Annotated in this window: 19 protein-coding genes, 1 tRNA gene and 2 pseudogenes; 17 read left to right on the top strand and 5 right to left on the bottom strand. The window is 43.8% G+C overall.

The annotated features are described in order from the left end of the window. Positions 1 to 37: 37 nt before the first annotated feature. The gene (pdxR, locus tag LQV63_RS29030; RefSeq protein ID WP_233699320.1) at positions 38 to 1,468 is read right to left on the bottom strand and encodes a MocR-like pyridoxine biosynthesis transcription factor PdxR; all 1,431 of its coding nucleotides are present in this window, start codon (positions 1,466 to 1,468) and stop codon (positions 38 to 40) included. A gap of 172 nt (positions 1,469 to 1,640) precedes the next feature. On the opposite strand from pdxR, the gene LQV63_RS29025 reads away from it, so the two are divergent. From LQV63_RS29025 to LQV63_RS28990, 8 genes and pseudogenes are all read left to right on the top strand, one after another. Next, the gene (locus tag LQV63_RS29025) at positions 1,641 to 2,885 is read left to right on the top strand and encodes a serine hydroxymethyltransferase (protein WP_233699319.1); all 1,245 of its coding nucleotides are present in this window, start codon (positions 1,641 to 1,643) and stop codon (positions 2,883 to 2,885) included. A 356-nt stretch (positions 2,886 to 3,241) separates the two neighbouring features. Next, positions 3,242 to 4,211 (top strand): annotated as a pseudogene (gene tnpB / locus LQV63_RS29020) (IS200/IS605 family element RNA-guided endonuclease TnpB); the annotation flags it as partial. Between the two features lie 121 nt (positions 4,212 to 4,332). Next, entirely contained in the window at positions 4,333 to 5,331 is a 999-nt protein-coding gene (locus LQV63_RS29015; RefSeq protein ID WP_233699318.1) for a helix-turn-helix domain-containing protein, read from the top strand. Positions 5,332 to 5,408: 77 nt separating this feature from the next. Then, positions 5,409 to 6,020, top strand: a complete 612-nt coding sequence (locus LQV63_RS29010; protein ID WP_233699317.1) for an ECF transporter S component — start codon at positions 5,409 to 5,411, stop codon at positions 6,018 to 6,020. A gap of 5 nt (positions 6,021 to 6,025) precedes the next feature. Then, positions 6,026 to 7,753 (top strand): ABC transporter ATP-binding protein, encoded by a 1,728-nt coding sequence (locus LQV63_RS29005; RefSeq protein WP_233699316.1) that lies wholly within the window; start codon positions 6,026 to 6,028, stop codon positions 7,751 to 7,753. Further along, positions 7,750 to 8,544 (top strand): energy-coupling factor transporter transmembrane component T family protein, encoded by a 795-nt coding sequence (locus LQV63_RS29000; RefSeq protein WP_233699315.1) that lies wholly within the window; start codon positions 7,750 to 7,752, stop codon positions 8,542 to 8,544. Before LQV63_RS29005 ends, LQV63_RS29000 begins: the two co-directional genes overlap by 4 nt. A gap of 17 nt (positions 8,545 to 8,561) precedes the next feature. Beyond that, entirely contained in the window at positions 8,562 to 10,358 is a 1,797-nt protein-coding gene (locus LQV63_RS28995) for an ABC transporter ATP-binding protein (RefSeq protein ID WP_233699314.1), read from the top strand. Next, the gene (locus LQV63_RS28990) at positions 10,351 to 12,096 is read left to right on the top strand and encodes an ABC transporter ATP-binding protein (protein ID WP_233699313.1); all 1,746 of its coding nucleotides are present in this window, start codon (positions 10,351 to 10,353) and stop codon (positions 12,094 to 12,096) included. The genes LQV63_RS28995 and LQV63_RS28990 overlap by 8 nt, the downstream gene beginning before the upstream one ends. A gap of 46 nt (positions 12,097 to 12,142) precedes the next feature. Here the strand turns inward: LQV63_RS28990 and LQV63_RS28985 are convergent. After that, positions 12,143 to 12,262 (bottom strand): annotated as a pseudogene (locus LQV63_RS28985) (IS3 family transposase); the annotation flags it as partial. Positions 12,263 to 12,268: 6 nt separating this feature from the next. Continuing rightward, the gene (locus LQV63_RS28980) at positions 12,269 to 13,369 is read right to left on the bottom strand and encodes a hypothetical protein (RefSeq protein WP_233699312.1); all 1,101 of its coding nucleotides are present in this window, start codon (positions 13,367 to 13,369) and stop codon (positions 12,269 to 12,271) included. Between the two features lie 246 nt (positions 13,370 to 13,615). Between LQV63_RS28980 and LQV63_RS28975 the strand changes: the two genes are divergently transcribed. The 7 genes from LQV63_RS28975 to LQV63_RS28945 all read left to right on the top strand — a co-directional run bounded on the left by LQV63_RS28975 (position 13,616) and on the right by LQV63_RS28945 (position 19,519). Continuing rightward, the gene (locus LQV63_RS28975; RefSeq protein ID WP_233699311.1) at positions 13,616 to 13,759 is read left to right on the top strand and encodes a hypothetical protein; all 144 of its coding nucleotides are present in this window, start codon (positions 13,616 to 13,618) and stop codon (positions 13,757 to 13,759) included. A gap of 46 nt (positions 13,760 to 13,805) precedes the next feature. Then, complete coding sequence (locus LQV63_RS28970; protein WP_019424354.1) at positions 13,806 to 14,111, top strand: hypothetical protein; 306 nt, start codon at positions 13,806 to 13,808, stop codon at positions 14,109 to 14,111. A 133-nt stretch (positions 14,112 to 14,244) separates the two neighbouring features. After that, a tRNA-Leu gene (locus LQV63_RS28965) sits at positions 14,245 to 14,331 on the top strand. Between the two features lie 453 nt (positions 14,332 to 14,784). Beyond that, positions 14,785 to 16,110, top strand: a complete 1,326-nt coding sequence (locus tag LQV63_RS28960; RefSeq protein ID WP_233699310.1) for a glycosyltransferase family 2 protein — start codon at positions 14,785 to 14,787, stop codon at positions 16,108 to 16,110. Between the two features lie 42 nt (positions 16,111 to 16,152). Further along, positions 16,153 to 17,253, top strand: coding sequence for an acyltransferase (locus LQV63_RS28955; protein ID WP_233699309.1), 1,101 nt, complete (start codon positions 16,153 to 16,155; stop codon positions 17,251 to 17,253). Between the two features lie 2 nt (positions 17,254 to 17,255). After that, positions 17,256 to 18,392, top strand: a complete 1,137-nt coding sequence (locus LQV63_RS28950; protein WP_233699326.1) for a glycoside hydrolase family 18 protein — start codon at positions 17,256 to 17,258, stop codon at positions 18,390 to 18,392. Between the two features lie 98 nt (positions 18,393 to 18,490). Beyond that, positions 18,491 to 19,519 (top strand): Gfo/Idh/MocA family protein, encoded by a 1,029-nt coding sequence (locus tag LQV63_RS28945; RefSeq protein ID WP_019424358.1) that lies wholly within the window; start codon positions 18,491 to 18,493, stop codon positions 19,517 to 19,519. Between the two features lie 219 nt (positions 19,520 to 19,738). Here the strand turns inward: LQV63_RS28945 and LQV63_RS28940 are convergent, their stop codons facing one another. Further along, complete coding sequence (locus LQV63_RS28940; protein ID WP_233699308.1) at positions 19,739 to 19,975, bottom strand: DUF3006 domain-containing protein; 237 nt, start codon at positions 19,973 to 19,975, stop codon at positions 19,739 to 19,741. A 5-nt stretch (positions 19,976 to 19,980) separates the two neighbouring features. Further along, complete coding sequence (locus LQV63_RS28935; RefSeq protein WP_233699307.1) at positions 19,981 to 20,997, bottom strand: MBL fold metallo-hydrolase; 1,017 nt, start codon at positions 20,995 to 20,997, stop codon at positions 19,981 to 19,983. Positions 20,998 to 21,117: 120 nt separating this feature from the next. On the opposite strand from LQV63_RS28935, the gene LQV63_RS32235 reads away from it, so the two are divergent. Together LQV63_RS32235 and LQV63_RS28930 are read left to right on the top strand one after the other, a co-directional pair. Continuing rightward, a complete protein-coding gene (locus LQV63_RS32235) occupies positions 21,118 to 21,270 on the top strand; it encodes a stalk domain-containing protein (protein ID WP_407672983.1) in 153 nt (50 codons plus the stop codon). Continuing rightward, a complete protein-coding gene (locus tag LQV63_RS28930; RefSeq protein ID WP_233699306.1) occupies positions 21,236 to 21,379 on the top strand; it encodes a hypothetical protein in 144 nt (47 codons plus the stop codon). Before LQV63_RS32235 ends, LQV63_RS28930 begins: the two co-directional genes overlap by 35 nt. The last annotated feature ends 328 nt before the right edge of the window (positions 21,380 to 21,707 follow it).

The raw sequence follows: 21,707 nt of genomic DNA, 5'->3' as shown, positions 1-21,707 counted from the left end.
CTGTAAGAAAGAGCAAATTCTGGCGAGGATGCTTGTATTATAAAAGCATCCCCGCTAGACGATAAATGCCTTCTTCAATAGCTGCTTCATCTACTTTAGCAAAACCCAGTACCCATCCTTTTCGATCGCTTTCCAAACAATACGTGCTAAGCGGATAAACACGGATTCCTTTTTCGAGTGCTAGGTTCGTCACGGCTTCTTCGTCAAATGATTTATCCGCCTCAAGAAGCATATGCAGCCCCGTTTCAACGCCGCTTAGTGTGAAGTGTCCACTCAGACCTGTCGTGATGATGGCCTTCGTCATGGCTTCGTGTCTGCGCCGATATACATTTCGAACTCGTCTCATATGGCGCATGAAATGACCATGTTCGATAAAATGAGTAAGCGTTAATTGCTCCATAATTGGAAGATGACGATAGGTTAATTCATGGACTTGGGCAAGCTGACGAATGGCCTCTTTGGGACCAATGATTGCCGATATCCGAATACCAGGAGCGACCATTTTGGAAAAACTCATCATATACAACGTGTTCTGAGGTCGCTGACTGAACAAGGTTGGAAGTGGGTCACCGCGATATCGAAATTCGCTGTCATAATCATCCTCAATAATCCAGAACCGCTGCCCAGCAGCCATGTGTAACAATTGTTGCCTGCGAGGCTCCGACATAATAACTCCAACCGCACACTGGTGCGATGGCGTAACAAACACAAGTTTGGATTGAGGGTGAATGCGGTCGACGCATAGCCCGTACTCGTCGACCGGAACGGAGACAACTTGCATACGCCGATACTTCATTGCCATCCAGGCAGCAGGGAAGCCGGGATCTTCAACCGAAACCGTTTCTCCTTCATGTAAAAGAGCTTGTGCGATTAAATCGATGCTATGTTGTGCGCCTGAGGTTAATATGATTTGATCGGCATTCACATGAACGCCCCGTTCAAGTGACAAATAACGTTGAATCTGTTCCCGTAGCGGCAGGAATCCATAGGCATCGCCGTAAGCCCAACTGTCCAGGTCTGTTTCTGTGGAGGCCTGTAAAAATGATTGTCTCCAATTCTTTTGAAAATGTTCGTCTAAATAAGGCTCATGAGGACTGAAATCGATCTCTACTTTTCGATGTTCTTTGTCTCCGAACCAACTGTGTAAATGGCCGACTGCAGTGTTTAATAAAGGCAATTCGGGGGGGACGGGTCCTGGTGTGGCAGCATCCTCTGAAGGACGAGCCTCATATGTCCATTCGCTAACTCTAGTACCGCCGCGACGAGAGGTTACGGTATACCCGCGGCTGAATAATTCCTCGTAAACTATCTGTATGGTAGAACGGGAAACGCCAATCAATAGAGCGAGTTCGCGGGATGGGAGCAGCAATTCGCCTGGCGGCCATTTTCCGGTTGTAATATTATGTATCGCTTGGTCCAGAAGTTGCTGCCAGATAGGACGTTCATCATCTCGGTTTACTTTTAGCATTCATTCACCTTCAGTGTTTCTATTGGAATTATGGATTGTTCAAAATGATGATGTATGGATATTTAATAACAATCCATTGATTGATATACTATCATGACAATAATTGCTTTTGCAACACGACAGAATTAGACAAACGAATTTACGAAATAAGCAGACAGAAAGGAAGATGTTCATGGAACATTTGGAACAACAAGACAAAGCAGTGGCCAACGCTATTCGGCAAGATCTTGTACGGCAGCGGGATAAAATAGAACTGATTGCATCGGAGAACTTTGTAAGCAGGGCTGTCATGGAAGCCACTGGTACGGTACTGACTAACAAATACGCTGAAGGGTATCCGGGAAGAAGATATTATGGTGGATGTGAGTATGTCGATATGGTCGAGGAACTTGCCATTCACCGTGTCAAAGAGCTTTTTGGTGCTGAACATGCCAATGTGCAGCCTCACTCCGGCGCACAGGCGAATATGGCGGTTTATTTTGCTTCAGTCAAACCTGGTGACACGATTTTGGGCATGAATCTATCCCATGGTGGCCATCTTACACACGGGAGTCCGGTGAATTTTTCCGGAAGATTTTACAATTTTCTTCCTTATGGTGTCGATGAACAAACGGGGCGCATTGACTTTGACCAAGTGCGAAAACTCGCACATAAGCATCTTCCGCGCATGATCGTTGCTGGAGCCAGCGCCTATCCACGAACGATTGAATTTGAGTTGTTCGCCCAAATTGCGGCCGAAGTTGGGGCCCTTTTCTTTGTGGATATGGCACATATTGCAGGAATTGTCGCGGCAGGTTTGCACCCTAACCCGGTGCCGCACGCACACTTTGTTACGACGACAACGCATAAAACGTTGCGAGGACCAAGAGGCGGTGTCATCATGTGCCGTAAACCATGGGCGCAAGCCATTGATAAAGCGATATTTCCCGGGTCACAAGGCGGCCCGCTTATGCATGTCATCGCGGCAAAAGCGGTTGCGCTAGGCGAGGCATTGCAACCGGATTTCAAAACGTATATGGAAAAAACTCTTGAAAATGCTAACGTATTGGCGGAGGCATTAATGAATGAAGGGTTAACTATTGTATCGGGAGGAACGGATAATCATATTGTTTTGGTTGATTTGCGCACGATTGGACTCACGGGCAAAGAAGCTGAAACAATACTCGATGAAGTGGGGATTACGGCTAATAAAAACGCAATTCCTCATGATACGGCAAGCCCGTTAGTAACGAGTGGCATTCGCTTCGGGACCCCTGCTATGACATCAAGAGGATTAGGACCCAAGGAAATAAAAGAAATTGCCCAGCTTATTGGACTTGCCCTTAAAAATCCCAAGAGTTCGACGGTTAAAGATCAAATATTAGGAAGTGTGAGTGAAATTACGTCTCAGTTTCCTTTATATGAAGGACTTCAATAGTTTGATAGCATGTAAATTCGGTTCATTACAGGAGTGATGAACGATGACCATTGATGGGACGATGACGGTCATGTCCTCCTTTTGTTTTTTAAGAACAGTTATCAAAGAATAAGGCTTTTTCCAGAATAGAAGCTCTTTGGGCCATGGAACCTAAGGTTTTTTATTTGTATACTTGCTATATGAGAACTGTACAGTTTTTTATTAATCAGCCGAGAACACTCGTGATTTTAATCATGAGTGTTCTCGACTTCGGATAAAACGTGTCTATTGACACTTAAATTATCCGACATATGCTGTCTTATATTTGAGGTGCTAGGTCCGACAATACATCCAAAATCAGAAAGAGAGGTGAAACAGTGACCGTAAAAAAGGCATATAAATTTCGCATTTACCCAACAAAAGAACAGACTACTCTCATCCATAAAACAATCGGTTGTTCTCGCTTTGTATTCAATCGCTTTTTAGCACAATGGAATGAAACATACAAGGAAACAGGCAAGGGATTAACATACAGTTCTTGTTCAGCGGAATTAACACAATTGAAAAAGGAATTAGAGTGGCTGAAAGAAGTGGACAGCATTTCCCTACAATCTACACTTAAGAATCTTGCGGATGCGTTCACTCGTTTTTACAAGAAGCAAAACGATGCGCCACGTTTCAAATCAAAAAACAACAAAGTACAGTCTTATACGACAAAGCAAACCAACGGAAATATTGCGGTTGTAGGTAATAAAATAAAATTGCCGAAACTTGGTCTCGTTCGCTTTGCGAACAGTCGCGAAGTAAATGGTCGTATTATTCATGCTACCGTTAGACGTAATCCAAGCGGTAAATATTTTGTGTCCATTCTTGCTGAAACAGAAGTGCGCCCCTTAGAAAAAACAGGTTCTTCGGTTGGCGTTGATGTTGGATTAAAAGACCTTGCCATTTTGAGTACAGGAGAAATATTCGCTAACCCAAAATGGTTTCGTAAACTTGAAGAAAAATTAGCGAACGCACAGCGCATTCTGTCCAGACGTACGAAAGGCGGTTCGAACTGGAATAAGCAACGCATTAAAGTTGCGCGTATCCACGAAAGAATCACCAATGCCAGAACAGACTACTTGCAAAAAATCTCTACTGACATCATCAAAAACCACGATGTAATTGGTATTGAAGATTTGCAAGTATCCAATATGTTGAAAAATCACAAGTTAGCCAAAGCACTTAGTGAAGTGTCTTGGTCACAATTCAGAACCATGCTTGAGTACAAAGCGAAATGGTACGACAAGCAAGTCGTTGTAGTATCTAAAAACCTTCGCAAGTTCTCAGCTATGTTCGTGCTGTGACTAAGACTTCTAACCGTAGGAACTACGGGGATAGCCTAATCAATTAGAGACCGATAGGTCTTTCGTACTTAGGAATCTCGTGGCTTTTGCCATGAGAGGTTCAACGCAGAGGGAGGCAGATGATTATAGCCGGCGGTTACGATAAACACGTATTTTACGGTAATAGTATTGAGATACATAGGCAGGATGAAGAGTGTACGATATTTATGATGAAGGATGATAGCGGTACAGGCGTCATGACGAGCTACGATGTGTTTCCCGGCATTAAGCTCATGTATAATGATTTTCAAATGAAAAGCTGTTTTTCCGAGTTCCGGCCGTATGCACAGATGCTTACGATTGATCATTGTCGTGAAGGCCGGATTGAATGTGAAGTTCAAAATGGTTCTTATATGTACCTGGATGAAGGAGATTTGCAAATCAGCACGAAAAATCATCCTGATCAGACGTTTGGATTTCCGCTGAATGAATATAGAGGCATTACTATCGGTATTTATCTGGATGAAGCCATGACAGCATCTGCTTCTATATTTGAACCATTTTCAGTCGATCTGCGTTTGCTGTGTGCAAAGTTTTGCAATGAAGACCGCTCATTTCTGATGCGAACTACAGAACCGATCCGACAAATTTTCACAGAGTTGTATGCTGTTCCAGAACTGATCCGAATTCCGTATTTTAGAATCAAAATTATAGAGCTGCTGCTCATTTTAAGTGCCGTAGACGTTTCCGAAGATGGGGAAAGCCGCCCCTATTTTCCTAAAAAGCAAGTGGAGACGGTGAAAGTGATTATGGATTATATTCGTAACCATTTGGATCGGCATATGACATTGCAAGACTTATCAAGTCGATTTCATATTTCGCAAACGGCGATGAAGCTATGCTTCAAGGCTATTTACGGGCAATCCATCTATGCCTATTTACGAAAGTACAGAATGGAAAGGGCTGCCTATTTACTGAGGCACAGCGACGATACAATAACGATCATCGCAGGAAAGGTCGGTTATAGCAATCCGAGCAAGTTTGCAGCGGCATTTAAAGCGATTAAAGGGATGACACCAGCCATGTACCAGAAAGACGTTGTCCGAATGGAGCATACTCAGACGGATTGGAGCGGTTAAACCGCTCTTTTTTTATTTATGATAATAACTATGCAAATGAAATTGATTATCAATGAGAAAATAGGATGGTGGGCGGCATGGAGAAAGATCTTGCATATAGCAAGCCTGTACAGCGCAGGAGGGCTGCTTGGAATACAAAGGATATTTTGATCACAGGAATGATTGGCGTTGTGTTTGCTTTTGTTTTACTTGCCGTGACGTTTGCTTATTTCCCGCTTGCTGCCATATTAGGTCCGGCGTATTCGAGAATAACGGACGGGATTTTTATGATTCCCGGTCTCATGGCTCTTTATCTCATTAGAAAACCTGGTGCTGCTCTAGTTTCTATGACGATTGGCGGCCTGGTCATGCTGCCATTTTCACCCTATGGTTTAATCGGAATTGTATGGGCAGCCCTGGCCGGGCTTGAGTGTGAAGTTCCTTTTTTAGCGGTACTGTATAGAAAATATTCAACTCTGTTTTTGATGATAAGCGGCTCGGTCGCCACCATTTTAAGCACTCTTCTTGAATACCCCTTATACGGCCATGCGGCATTATCGATTGGCGTTCAAATCACCATGCTCGTGGTGAGTGCCGTAGGCGGAGCGATCGGTGGAATATTGTCCAAATTGTTGGCAGAGTCGATGTTGAAATTAGGTTTGTTAGCAGATTATCGCAGATCATCATTAGATCATACCTACAGGAAGTGAAACTCATGATTGAAATGCACGATGTTCACTTTACTTATGCGGGAACAATCAAGCCTGTACTGGACGGCATAGATGTAATGATCGGCAATAATGAAACGGTTTTGCTGCTTGGTGCTTCCGGAGCGGGGAAAAGCTCGCTTGTGCTCTGCTTGAATGGCTTGATTCCTAATAGTATTTATGGGGAGTTCAGCGGAGTCGTCCGAGTGGGAGGGAAAGATACATCTATAACGCCGATTGCGGAACTGGCAAGACAAGTCGGCATTGTTTTTCAAGATCCGGAAGCACAACTGGTCACCATGAAAGTGGAAGATGAGGTCGCTTTTGGTATGGAAAATTTATGCCTAGGTCCCAACGAAATGGAGCGGAGAATTGAGGTGGCGTTACAGCAAACCGGTTTGTCGGAATTCAGGCAATGGCAGATTGACAAGCTCTCCGGCGGACAAAAACAACGGCTCGCGCTGGCCTCTGTATTATGTATGCAGCCGCGAATTCTCGTCCTGGATGAACCGACGGCAAATCTTGATCCAGAGGGTACGAGGGAATTGTTTGCCATTCTGCGAAATCTACGAAAGAGCGGCAATTATACGATTATCATGATCGAACATAAGCTTGACGATTTAATGGATATGGCAGATCGTGTCCTGGTTCTTGGAAAAAATGGAAGGATCATAGCGGATGGTCATCCTCGTGAAGTTTTTTACCACAAATATAATGAATTAATACAAGAGGGCGTTTGGCTGCCCTACAGCGTTACATTTACTTGTGAGCTAATAAAACGGGGGATTGCTGTTTCTGGAACTCCGCTTACCGTGAATGAAACGGTAGAAATGCTGGAAAGGATCCGCTTGACAGGAGAGAACGACGAATTTGCTCTGCAAGCTGCAGCAGGAATTGCTTCGAGAATGAATGCTGAAGCTGTTAACGATACCGCGCATACTTTTGTGGGTAAAATACAACCTAGCCTGGTAAAAGATGAGCTTGCCATAGAAATCAGACCGGTCGAATTTACTCAAAAGAAAGCATGCATCTTGCGGCCCATGCATTTGTGTGTGCCCAAGGGTGACTTTCTGGCCATTGTTGGAAAGAACGGTGCGGGCAAGTCGACTCTGGCACGCTACATGATCAAGCTGCAACAGGCGGATAAAGGGGTCATATATTTGCACGGACGTGATCTTGTGGAATGGCCTGTACATGACATGGCGAGAGAGGTTGGGTACGTCTTTCAAAATCCCGAACATCAATTTGTCACGAATCGCGTGTTCGACGAACTGGCCTTTGGACTGAAAGGGATGCAGCTGTCTCCAGATGAAATTTACTCACGAGTTGAACAGATGCTGGATCGATTTGGGCTTAAGAAATATATCGAAGCCAATCCATTTCAACTAAGTCATGGCGAGAAACGGCGTTTAAGCACAGCTTCCATGCTTATTACCGGACAAAGGCTGCTTATTCTGGATGAACCGACATTCGGACAAGATGGGCGCAATGCACATCAGCTTATGCAACTGATGAAGGAATTACAGGAGACGGGCCATACCATCATCATCATCTCGCATGATATGGGCTTGATTGCTGAATATGCCGATCACGCAGCAGTTTTGAAGACAGGCAGGCTAATCTTCCACGGAACGGTACAAGCTTTGTTTGACCGGAAGGAGTTGCTTGTCGAAGCAGGTCTTAACTTGCCGCCATCTGTGGAAATCGAACGGCAATTTCGGGCGGCATCTGTATGAGTTATCTGCATCGTCTGAATCCCCTTAGCAAATTACTGGCAATAGGCCCGCCAGCCATTTTCCTGGCTTTGACGACCAATGTCTGGACACCGCTGCTGTTTATCAATCTAACGATAGGCATCACGCTTATGCTGGGGAGAATTCCATTGATGCGTTATGCCAAAGTATGTGCGCCCATGCTGCTCATTGTTCTTGGATTCATTCTTCTGTATCCGCTCTTGGTCAGCGATCGGATCAACGAAGGCTCGGAACTATTATTTTCTTTCGGATTCGTTGATGTATATGAATCGGGGGTATTATTTGGGTTAGCTACAGGATTGCGATTGCTTGCCATGCTCGTTCTATCGCTGTTATTCACCTTGACGACAGACACAGCGGATCTTATTCGCGCGCTCATTCAACAATGGAGAGTCAACTATCGCTTTGGATTCGGTACACTGGCTGTTCTTCGTTTCATTCCTATTCTGATGCAGCAGTTTCAGCTTGTCAAAATGGCTCACCAGGTTCGCGGCTATACAGGGAAGGGGTCTCGCAGAATCATGGAACGAACTCAAAGATATGCGCTGCCTCTCCTATCCTCATCCTTACGTCACGCAGAACGTATGGCCTATTCGATGGATTCGCGTGCCTTCGGAGCTTACCGAACTCGTACGTATTTTCGCCGATCATCAATGGCAAGGCAGGATTATATCTTTATAGGATCTTTTTGGATCGGATCAACCTTGGCAGTCCTCATCCTGTTTCACTTTGACATGCTCGGCAAGCTTTCTTTATTCAAAACATATCATTAGCGGGTGTGAATATCTTAATGAAAAATTCAAATTGGGTTGCCATTGTCTGGTCGTTTGCCGATGGCTGTAAAAATCGGCTGGCGCTCTCGGTAGCGTGTGCAATCATTAGTGTTGCTGGAGGAATTATCCCTTATTTCGGCGTCTATCAGATCATTCATTTGTTTATGACTCATGAAGTTCAGTTTCGCGACATTGTTTTTTGGGCTGGTATTTGTCTTGGCGGCTATGGGGTGAAAATCATTTTTCATGCTGTTTCAACGACGTTGGCTCATCATGCAGCTTATCAAATCCTGGAATCCATGCGTGTTCGGATTGCTGAGCGGCTAATGAAAGCTCCGTTAGGAACGGTACAGAACCAATCGGTAGGCAAGCTGAAGAATGTTATGATCGATCGGGTAGAAACGATCGAGCTGCCGCTTGCGCATATCATCCCTGAAGGCATATCAAACCTTTTGTTGCCGGTCTGCGTGTTTGCGTATTTGCTGTTTATCGATTGGCGGATGGCATTTGCATCCCTGCTAACCGTACCTATTGCGGCAATCGCCTTTGCTTATTTAATGAAATCCTTTAATAAGCAATATGCGTCTTACATGGAATCAAGCAATCACGTCAATAGTGTCATTGTGGAGTATGTAGAAGGAATTGAAGTCATCAAAACATTCAATCAATCATCGTCCTCTTATGAAAAGTTTGAGCAAGCCATTCAATCCTTTAAAGACTATACGCTGAGCTGGTTTCGCAATACCTGGAAGCTGATGAATTTCTCCAATGCCGTCTTGCCTTCAACCTTGCTCGGTACTGTACCTGTCGGGATGTACTTGTATCAGACGGGGACATTGGGTCCTTCCGAGCTGGCGATTTGCTTCATTTTATCCTTAGGAATTGTTGGGCCGCTCACGAGCTTCACCTTATTTGTGAATAACGCGAAGACGATCGAATATGCCGTTATGGAAGTCAATGAATTTTTACAGTTAGAAGAGCTGGAGAATGCATCAGAACAAGTCCAATTCGATCAATACGGAGTAATCTTTACCGATGTTTCCTTCTCGTATTCAGCGCATTCGCAAGACACAGTGTCCGCACAAAACAAGGTGCTCCATTCGATCAATCTAACGTTTCCGGAAGGAAGCTTTACGGCACTGGTAGGCCCTTCGGGAAGCGGGAAATCGACCATTGCCAAATTGATTGCGAGGTTTTGGGATGTAACGGACGGAGAGATTTCGATTGGAAATGTTCCGCTCAAACAAATTCCCCTGGATCAATTAGCGAATACCGTCAGCTTCGTATCGCAAGACAATTTCCTGTTCGATTGCTCCTTGATCGACAACATTCGGCTCGGCGATCCGAATGCGACAGACGAAGAGGTGATTGCAGCGGCTAAGGCCGCTTGCTGCCATGATTTTATCGAGCAATTAGAGCATGGCTATCATTCTCTTGCCGGAGAGGTAGGGGGCAGGCTGTCCGGAGGAGAAAAGCAGCGAGTGGCAATTGCCAGAGCAATGCTAAAAAATGCTCCCATTATCATTTTGGATGAAGCGACCGCTTTTACCGATCCCGAGAATGAAGAGAAGCTGCAGAAGTCGATTGCCGCTTTAACAAAAGGAAAGTCTTTGTTCGTCATTGCCCATAGATTGTCAACGATTCAGCATGCGGATCAAATTATCGTGCTCAATCATGGACAGATTGAATCCACAGGAAGTCATAACCAGCTTCTTCAGACATGCGAATTGTATCGGCATATGTGGGAGGCCCATATCGGCGCAAAAGCATGGGCAGCGAGCAGCAGTGCCAAGGAGGTGCATGCCAATGGTTAGATCGATCCAGCGTTTGCTGAATTGGACGGGTACTCGGCGAAAGCGTATCTATATCGGGTTTGTCTATTCTTTTTTCCATACTCTCTTCACCGCCTTGCCTGTCATCATTGCCGCTTATAGTTTAAAGCTGATTCTGGAAGATATGAATGGCAAGGAGTCGCTCGCGACAAGCTCTATCGTGTATATCGCCATTTCTATGGTGATAGCTGTGGCCGGCCGTTTTATGTTTGGCTATCTTCGTGCATCCACGCAAGAAAGTGTGGGGTATGAAGTGACGGCTGAACAACGAATTCACATTGGCGGACTCTTAAAGCGGGTATCATTGGGTTTTTTTTATCGTAAAAAAGCGGGAGATATTACTTCGGCTGTAACGACAGATTTATCCTTTATCGAAATGCACGGCATGAAGATGATCGATGTCATCGTAAACGGCTACATCAGTGTATTTACCCTAGTTCTGTGCTTGGCTTTTTATCATTATGCAGTTGCGCTTGCGGCTATTGCAGGCATTGCGTGTTCTGCACTATTCTTAAAATTGCTGCGCAGCAAAAGTGAAGAGAATGCGCCGATTCATCAGCAAGCCAAGGATCGCATGATTTCAGCGACGATTGAGTATATTCGGGGAATGCCTGAAGTGAAAGCTTATCATCAGCAGGGCTTTACGAAAGAAAGTATTCATAAGGCGTATGAAATGGGCAAAGAGATCAATATCAAAATCGAAAAAAATTATATGCCGTACAATAGCCTGCATCTGCTCTCCCTTCATGCTGCTTCAACTGGCATCGTTGCCGTCTCAGCATGGCTGGCGATGAATGAAATCATTCCGTTATCGACGATGATCATGATGGTTATTTTTTCATTCGTGATCTTTAGTCAGGTTGAAGCGATGAATAACGCCTCCCATGTATTGAAGGTGATTGACGCAACGCTGGACAAGCTGGAAGAGATGAATGAGACGGAGGTTCTGGATAAGCATAGTAAAGAAATCCATTTGGAGAAATTTGATATTCAATTCACGAATGTATCGTTTGGCTATGAGCGACGGCAGGTGATTCGGGACGTTTCCTTTACGGTTCCGGAACATACAACTACGGCAATCGTCGGACCTTCCGGAAGCGGGAAAACAACGCTATGCAAGCTGATCGCGAGATTTTATGATGTGGATCAGGGGCAGATCGAAATCGGCGGAGTAAATATCCGCGAGGTTACGAGTGAAAGCTTGTTGAAAAATATGAGTATCGTATTCCAAAAGGTGTATTTGTTTCATGATACCATACTAAACAATATCCGCTTCGGAAAGCCGGATGCCACCTTGGAGGAAGTCGTGGAGGTATCTCAAAAGGCACGCTGCCATGAGTTTATTATGGCATTGCCGGATGGTTATGACACGATGGTTGGAGAAGGCGGATCAACGTTGTCGGGCGGTGAAAAACAACGGCTTTCCATTGCAAGGGCGATGCTGAAAGATGCGCCTATTATTATTCTGGACGAAGCAACGGCAAGTATTGATCCGGAAAACGAGCACGAAATTCAAGCAGCGATCAGTGCGCTAGTTGCAGGCAAGACGATCCTTATTATTGCGCACCGTTTAGCGACCATCCAAAATGCGGATCAAATTATTGTGCTTGATAATGGCGGAATCGCTCAAAGGGGAACGCATGAAGACTTAATAAAAGAAGTCGGAATTTATAAGAACTTTTTGCAAATAAGAAAAAGAGCAGAAGGTTGGAGTTTATGATTAATAGGTTAGATAATGATCGTGGAGGTTCGAGCCCTCTCACCAGTGACTTTAGCGTAGAATGAAACGATTCAATGGAGGCATTATCAGCGGGCGTTCCCTTGCGGGACATGCTCATGATAATGCCTTTTCCTTTTACGGCTTCCTGATAAGCCTGAGACGTATATCTTGGTTAATTTAAATAAGTGATGGTAGGTATGGCTTCGACTCCGCTTGCATAGTAGAAGTTAAGAACGCTAAAAAAGTCAATTGCCTTGTTTTCGTTTAAATCATACACGAGAATGTGGTCGCCCCAATTCTCCAAATCGTCCTCGTCAATCCGTCTCGGGGTTGTTTTTCCCAGCGTATCTACAAATGAGTTATCGTATTCATGGTTAGGTCCGGATTGATAAGCGGACACGAAATACGTAAATAGCGTCCCTTTATCTACATAGATAAGAATCGCCTTATTGGAAGACGCGGATGAAGAAGAATAATTGACCGGAGCGGAAATGGACTTTATTTTGACGCTAGATATGTTATGCGAGCGATGGGTATATCCACTTCCCCAAGAGTTAGTAAACTCGCGCTTCCAATCAAGATGTGGATTTTCTCCCTTTCCCGTACCAACGTAAACCCCATTGGAATAAACGGCGCCATCCGGATACTCTGCCACTACATTCAATAAGGAAGCGGAAGCGTGCAATATGCTTGAATAATTTGGCTTATTCAGGGCATTCATCCGAATTGTATAAGAATCGCCAACTGTTCCATCGGAATAGACACGAATGGCGTAATCTCCTGCAGGCAGCTCTTTCAAGGAGACTTGATAGCCTGCAGAGACTGACACGTTAGTCGCCGCAGCTTCTCCAGTGTTCCAATCAACCAGATACAGCCGCGCCACATAAGCGGAGTTGCTGGACACCAGGTTCATGATCATGCTTCTGTCACTAGGAACTTTAAAAAACCACAAATCATCAGGGTCCTCGGCAGTTAGGGTGTCATTAAAATTCATGAGCGCGTCGGCAACATTATAGGAAGACTTTGTTGAGAAGGAAGGCTCAAGGGTGATGTTGTCGTCTTTCTGTTCAATGAGTGCATCAACAGCAGTCATATCAAGCAAATCCGGGAATGCTGGAACAGAAAACCGATTTACGGTTTCCGGAGTGAGCGGCTGAATGGCCTCTGCACTTTCTGGTGCCGATTCTGCTGAAACGGGTACAGTAAAAACGCTGAAAAATAAAGCCAATATCATGATAACGCTTAATGCTTTGGAACTTTGTCTTTTTCTCATTTAAACCTTCTCCTTTTTCAGATTATTTTAGGCAACCCAGCTAAGATGACATCCATCATGTGGGAATATAAAGTAAATTAATACCTACATGTACCATTTATAGTAGACTTCATCCTGTCAGATTGCAATATGATTTTCATTCGTTTGAATAATGTTCATAATTTTTCAGAACAAGCACGTGACAAGTAGAGAAAAAAATCGCAACCGAAAAAGACGAAATTGTACGACGTTGCGGCCAGCGGAGAGATGAAAGGGTGGCGGAAGCTGAAGGGCCATCAATACGAGGGCACATTTGATATTTATTATAAGCTCAAGGGTTCGATGTTGACGACGAACGTCGAGGACATCCGGAAGGTTGATTTGAAAAAAACGGCAGAGAATCATGTATAATGTAAAGCATCGCATGGCACGGTTGCCGGAAAGGAGGATGTCATCTATGAAAGCATTGGCAGCTCAGAGGTGTATCGAGATCAGGAGAAAAATTGAATGCACAGTGGAGCGAATTACGGAGACCTCCTTCCATATGAAGCTGTACAGCCATGAGATTACCGTGAAAGAGGAACGGATTGCAATGGATAGAATTTACGATATTTCGTACTACCGAAAAAGCCGAGAAGAAGATGCTATCGGTTTCCTCTACTTGCATACCAATCGAGGCGTTCAGACGTATTACGTAAAAGACGATCCGACTCAATTTATAGAAGCCTATAGAAAGCTGAATGAGTTAAATAGAAAAAAATGAGCAAGAAACTCAGATAGAAAAAATTGCATATGTTCATTCGTTTCAACACGCTTGACACGGTTAACACATCATTATATACTAATGAAGTGTTGAGGCCGCATCAGGTCTCAGAACGATAACATAATCATAGTTTGCGGTCATGGCGGAATTGGCAGACGCGCTAGATTCAGGTTCTAGTGTCAGCAATGACGTGGAGGTTCGAGTCCTCTTGACCGCACCACCAATGTAAACGACAGTCCTTGCGAGCAGCAAGGGCTTTTTTGTTGTGCCACGCTCTTTTCCCTTGGAAAGCCTCAAAATGGTAAAGATGAGTTGAAAATTTGATACCATGTAAAATGGAACAAATGGAAGATTGTACCCGGATGAAAGCGATGTATTCGTTTTCTTTAAAATTAAAGCGGTTTTACTTTTGGGTAATGAATAGGATAGTTTGATAATAGAAAAGATTTCATGCTCGTTTTCAGAAAGAAGGTGAAACAAATAGAATACCGGTGACATTCTCTCCGGCAGCTCACGCATTTACTCCCCATCAATAAGACATCTAAGAGATAACCCGCATTTTCACAGTGGAAGAACATACATCCATAGTGCCTGCAGAATATATAGAACTTCCGCCTAACGCCATTACTGTATCATGCATTATCGTGTAGAAAGATAAGAAGGAGTGGGCGCTATGCAATACTTTTTTTATGTAACGACAACTGTATTTCTAGTATTTCAATTGCTATATACCATCGTCCCCTTATTATTCAGCAAAGTAAAAAAATTAGACAACAATCTTTCCGAAAAATCAATATCGGTGCTGGTCCCCGCTTATAACGAGGAGCTTACCATTGCAAATTGCATCAAAGCGATGGAGGGGCTGAATTACGGCAACCATGAAGTCATCATCATAAACGACGGTTCGAAGGATGATACATTCCGGCGGCTTCATGAGCTGCTGGAGTTGGAGCCCATTGACAGAAAACCGGATCAAAAGCTTGCTTATAAGGAGATTAAAGGGATATATGGTTCGAAAATCTATCAAAATATATTCGTCATCGACAAATTGAACGGTGGAAAAGCGGATTCCTTAAATGTGGGCATCGATTGTGCTCAATCCGACATTGTCATAACGCTGGATGCGGACAGCATGCTCGAAGTCAATTCGCTTAAATATGTCAATCAATATTTCCATGACAAGGATATAATCGCACTGGGCGGCACCGTTAAAATCGTGCAAGGCGCCCAAAAAAAGAACGGAGTCATCGTAGAGCAATTTGCGGGCAAAGGGATTATCAAAAGCCAAATTATTAATTACATTCATGGTTTCTATGTCCGGAAATTAACGCAATCTGTATTTAATTCCATTGTTGTCATCTCAGGCGCATTCGGCGCGTTCTACAAAGAGATCTTGATCCAAGTTAATGGCTTCAGAAGCACGGTTGGAGAGGATATCGACATCACCCTGAAAATTCATGAGTATTTGAAGGCGAATAAGTTGAAGCAGAAGCTGGTGTATGCCCCGGAAGCGGTATGCTATACGGAATGTCCAGAAAATATCCCCAACTTCTATAAGCAGCGGATCCGATGGCAAAAGGCTTTTGTCGATTGCATCTTAATATATTGGTCCAAACTGTCGGAAAAGTTCAGCTTGGGCGTCAGCCTGTTTTTTGCGATTGACGGTTTTGTATTGGGAACGCTGACCGCCTTCACAACCATTTTTTATTTGCTGCAAATCGCGCTTTTTGGCGGCGACATCATTCAAGCGCTTATGATGTTAAGCATCACATTAATCGTGAATGCCACACAAATTATCATCTCGCTGTACCTGTGCAAAAAATACGAAAGCAGTTATGCGTTCAAGGATTATTTGAAAATGTTCTTATTCAGCCAGTATGAATTGTTAACGTACCGAAATTTATTGCTTTATTTAAATATTGTCGGAACCTTTAAATATTTCGACAATGATGAAGGCTGGGGTTATGTAGAGCGCAAAGGGGTTGCAACCATCAGTTAATTTTGCCCAAACAGATCATATAGGCTAACTTAGGAGGCTGCCATGGAGAGTGTTTTCAAAAATAATAGAATTATATACATTGACATATTGCGGATCATTTCCATTATAGCTGTTATTGTGCTGCATATTACCGCGGATTTGCTGACCAGAACGAACGATTTTGACACCCCGTCATGGTGGGTCAGCAATGTGTTCAATTCCATTTCGAGATTTGCGGTTCCTGTATTTTTCATGATTAGCGGAGCGATGATACTGCGGATTGACGTCCAATCATACAGGGACTTCTACATAAAAAGAGTATTGCCTTTAGTCATCTCGCTAGTGAGCTGGTCTTTGATTTATGCCTTGTACACGCAATATTTTATCGTTAACAGCCACATGAACGTCTATCAATTTCTCGGAGATTTCGCTTATAAATTACTGACAGACGGGAACTATGTTCATTTATGGTTTTTGTATGCTATCATCGCTATTTATATGACGGTTCCTTTGATTAGCAAATTGGTGAAGGCGTGCAGCGAGAAGGATTTGCGTTATTATTTAACGCTCTGGTTCATTATCAGCATCCTGTATCGCTTGATATCTGATATCGTGCTTAAAGCAACTTCGCAATATATAAATATACCTATTTTGAACATTCCTTTTTTTACGGGTTTTTTAGGGTATTTTGTATTGGGATACTATATGTTTACATATGGGCTGCCGGAGAGACCGAAAAGATTATTTTTTAATTTGGGCATTATCTCGTTTTTTGTTACTCCGGTGGCGACTTATTTTGCATCTCTGTACAACGGCGTGCTGGATGAAATGTTTTACGGGAATTATTCCATCACGACGTTCTTTATGGCCATAGCCATATTTATTTACTTTCAAGAGAAAGACAGCTCATTAAGGGAAAAAGTAAATCACAAAATCAAAAAAATGATCGGTTCCGTGTCAAAAGCGAGCTTCAGCATTTATCTTATTCATTTGCTAATCGAATTGCTCGTATCCCGCCGGGCCGACACCGAGGGAACGCTGCTGCAAACTTCGTTCAACCTTGCGTTTAATGTAGTTGCCATCTTTGCAATCAGTTACATTACGGTCAAATTGTTGAATCTCAATAAATTCATAACCAAAGTGCTATTTGGTGGAAGAGGTTAATGATGCGTGTAAGCCATTATACAAAAGCGTTTATCGTGATGTTAATAATAGGGATGGGCTTCTATTTTTATAATTTGCACAATACAAACCATAAAATGAATACTGTTTATATTCCGATATGGAAAAATTTAAGCGATATCAAGCTGCAGGATAAGAAGGTGGATATTGCATTTATCGCCTTCGCAAAAATAGATAAAAACAATATTTATTTTCACGAAGATCCTGCCTCAAACGATCAAATCAAAGCGAACATCAAAAAGCTGAAAGAGAATCATCCGCAAACACGCTTTGTGCTGGCTATCGGAGGGTATAATGTGGATGGATTTTCGGATGCCTCGCTGGACGCCAATCGGTATCAATTTACTGAAAGCATTGTTGGGATGGTGCAGGAGCTGGACTTGGACGGGGTGGACATCGACTGGGAGTTTCCAGCTTTTGATGCTTGGGGAACACAAAAGGCACGCGCCGAGGATACTGCGAACTTTACGTACCTGATGAAAGAATTAAGGGAAAAGCTTAATAAGCTGCCCCATAAAAATAAAAAATATGTGTTGACCTTTGCTGCGGGAACGCAAGACTGGTATTTCAACAATGTAGAGGTTAAACAAGTAGAGAAGTACGTCAATTTCATCAACGTCATGAGCTATGACTTGACGGGCCGATGGTCTGATACGACAGGGTACAACGCCAATCTGTACAAGGATGCCAACGAGAAGGCCAAAGATAGCGTGGATGAAATTATCAATATGTATTTGCAGCACGGCATTGACAGTAAGAAGCTGCTTCTGGGCATTCCGGCCTATTCGTACGGATGGGAAGGCGTGAAAAGCGAAGGTGGAGGAAACGGAGCGTTTGCTGCCGGAAAACCAATCGATATAGACAAAGTGGATTTGAGTTATAAAACCATCGAACAAAAATATAGGAGTAAACAAGGATTTAAACGTTATTATGACGAGAAGGCAAAGACCGCATTTTTATATGATGGGGATATGTTCATCACTTATGAGGATAAAGAAGCGTTAAAGGAAAAAATAGCGTACATTCAAGGTAAAGACTTGGGAGGGGCAATGGTTTGGGAATACTCTCAAGACTCCGAGGATGGAATTGTGAAGTTTTTGGGTGAGCACTTGAATGAGTAATATCAGCCAAATAATTCAGGTAACGCTTAAATCATTCATGGGCAAGTAAGCGATGCCAAGCTATGATAGAGGTGTTACTAGGATGGAGGTTGGTATTAATGAAGAAACAGCGTGTAGGTATCGTGGGCTGTGGAAATATTTTTCCAATGCATGCCAAGTCCGTAGAGCTGAATGAACATGCAGAATTAGTGGCTATATGTGATGTCAAAGAAGATCGGGCACAGAAAGCAGCCAATCAATACAACTGTGCTTATTACTTGGATTATAAACAAATGATTGATGAGGCCGACCTGGACGTTGTGCATGTATGTACACCACACCATATGCATGCTCCTGTCGTCATCTATGCAGCAGAGAAAGGCAAGCATGTCATTACGGAGAAGCCGATGAGCATTACGGTGGCGGATGCGGAGGCGATGATCGAGGCGTGCCGCACACACAATGTCACATTCGGAGTCATTTTTCAAAACCGCTATAATCCAGGCTCCGTGTTGATTAAGGAAGCTCTCGACAGCGGCAAGCTGGGGCGCGTGCTTGGGGCCCGCTGTTCTGTCACCTGGAAACGGACAGACGAATATTACAGCAAGAGCGACTGGAAGGGCACCTGGGATAAAGAAGGCGGCGGCGTCATTATCGATCAGGCCATTCATACATTGGATTTGATGAGATGGTTCATCGGAGACGATATTGCTGCGATATCCGCTCACATTGAAAATCGCACGCATCGACAAATCGACGTTGAAGACGTGGCTGATGGAGTTATCGAGTTCAAAAACGGGACGATGGCCTCTTTCTACGCGATGAACTATCATAGCTATGATGCTCCAGTGGAGATTGAATTGCACTGCGAGAAAGGAACCGCGCATATCAAGGCCGAGCAAGGCGCCATTCATTATGAAGACGGCACTGAAATTAGCCGGGACACCGATCGCAACAACGTAATCGATTACGGCGAAGGGGTAAAAACATACTGGGGGATTAGCCACATCCATCAAATCGGGAACTTCTACGATGCTGTAATCAATGGTGAGCCGTTGCATATTACAGGGGAAGAAGCCTTGAAAACTCAGAAGATGGTCGCGGCTATATATGAATCCGGGAAGACGGGACTAAAGGTTCAATTTTGAGCCTGTGAATAAAAATCAAGTGAAGTTGCTATAGCTTAATGAGGAAGAATCACCTGTTAGATGCCAGCATCTATCAGGCGATTCTTCTTTTTTAGAATGGGTCCTCGTTAGCGGATGTCAATTCGCCCTCTCGTGTTCTTCAACCTCGATGTGCTCTTATATCCACTCTTCCAATGGCTCAGATTGAGCAAGTTAAAAGTCGCCGAAGTAGCCTTATGTTCACTCTCCCGTTGATTCAGATTGAGCATTGAACAGCTCGGACATCAAATCTTCTGCTTCCTGCCTTCGCTTTGCTGTTTCTGTTGGGTCGACTGTTATTTTATCTTTGCAGATGATTACAGCATCCCCAGCTTTAGCGCCATCCGGGAGCAATGACTTTTGGAAGTCATGCGTCTTTCCATCAAGCTCAATGACCGCAATATCTCCCTCAATACGGTCAATTATCCCTTTTTTCACATCGTTCACCTCGCTGTTACGAATGTTATCTTCTTCCCGTCACTGATTGCAGTGACCGTTCCTTGCTGATCGGTTCGATATATTTTGGAGTTCGCTTTTTTTAGACGAGTGAGTATATCCTTCGTTGGATGTCCATACTTGTTGCCTGTTCCTGCACTAATAATGGCATGTGCAGGTTTGACCGCATTCAGAAATTTCTGTGATGTAGATGTAGTAGAGCCATGGTGTCCTACCTTGAGTACATCGGCAGATAAGTTGGCCCCGCTTTTTATCATGTCTGCTTCACTTTTCTGCTCCGCATCACCGGTGAACAAAAAGGAAGTATCTTTGTATTGCAGGCGCAAAACCGCACTCCATTCGTTGAGCTCATTTCCGTATTCATTAACTGGTCCGACAAACTTGGCAGTCATTCCAGCAAGCGGTATGTCAACGCCGGTTTTTGCCGTTTTTATCGTGAGCTTTTGTTTCTTCACAGCTAATAAGAAATCTTTAAAGGTTTGTGTTGTATGTGATACTTTAGGTGCATAGACGGCTTGGACTGGAAATGCATGAATAACATCATCCAAGCCACCGATATGGTCGGCATCCGGGTGGGTGGCAATTACTACATCAAGCTGCTTTACCCCGAGGTGCTTGAGATAGGTTACGACGTCTTTTCCCTTGTCATTGTCACCCGCATCAATTAATATGTATTGGTTTTTTGGTGTTCGAATGAGAGTGGAATCTCCCTGTCCTACATCTAAATAGTAGACTTGCAGCGTACCGGCAGCTTGTTTCTTCGGGAGAATCAATGCCGCGCCAGTGCTTTTTTGAGCTGATTTTTTGTCGGTGGCCCTTCTTATGCTGCCATCCTTGTTATGATAATGATACTCTCCATCTGTAAGCCCCCATTGCTGGCAATTGGTACGGCACGTATGCCCCCCATTGGCATCGGTCTTACCTGGATGTGCGATGGCTGAAGCAGGAAGGATGGCAACGATCAACGTTAAAACTAGGAATAGTGGAATCAGATGTCTTCTCATGATGCTCCTTCTACTGTGTGACATAGAACCAATATTACCATAACTACATGGTAGTTGAAAACAAATGTTCGCATATAACGGGTGCTTGTATCGATTAATTGGCAACAATGCTTGTACGCTATGGAAAACATATTGGCAAGCTGTAAGAATAATTCACAATCGGGTCGCTTCATATTAATCTTCGTACCGCTTCGCTTCGTGAGCGAAGCGCTTGGAGGAAGGGTGAGCTGGTCTCCCGATGACCGGATTTGTACGCTATGGAACGATGGATAGCTTCGGGGCGATGACCGATCTCGGAAGCTTCACTGTCAACAAGTACAGCTATTCCAATGCGGATGCGGTTACAGCCATCCCGAACGAAAAACGAACCGACAGCAAATAAATTGATGTCCGAGGGTGTGAACGCGTGCGCGTCATCTTCGTAGCGTATAAGAAGAAACAATTCAGCGAATAGTTATAAGAACTTATTTACAATATTGAGGAGAATTTGTTATCATATACAAAATATTTAAACGCGATGAAGAGAAGAGTAAATAAATGAATTCTTTCACAGAGAGCTCCAGTTGCTGAAAAGGAGCAAGAATTATTTATTGAACCAAGCCTCTGAGCAGCATGTCGGAACCTGATGAAGGGGATGAGATGACAGGAGATCCTGTTACAGAAATTAGCTAAGAAAGCCCTTGCCTTTAGGCTTGGGATGAATTGGCTTA

Source organism: Paenibacillus profundus, assembly GCF_021369635.1.
Taxonomy (GTDB): Bacteria; Bacillota; Bacilli; order Paenibacillales; family Paenibacillaceae; genus Paenibacillus_B; species Paenibacillus_B profundus.
Note: the sequence above shows the minus strand (reverse complement) of the source record. Positions and strands in the feature narration are given on the sequence as shown.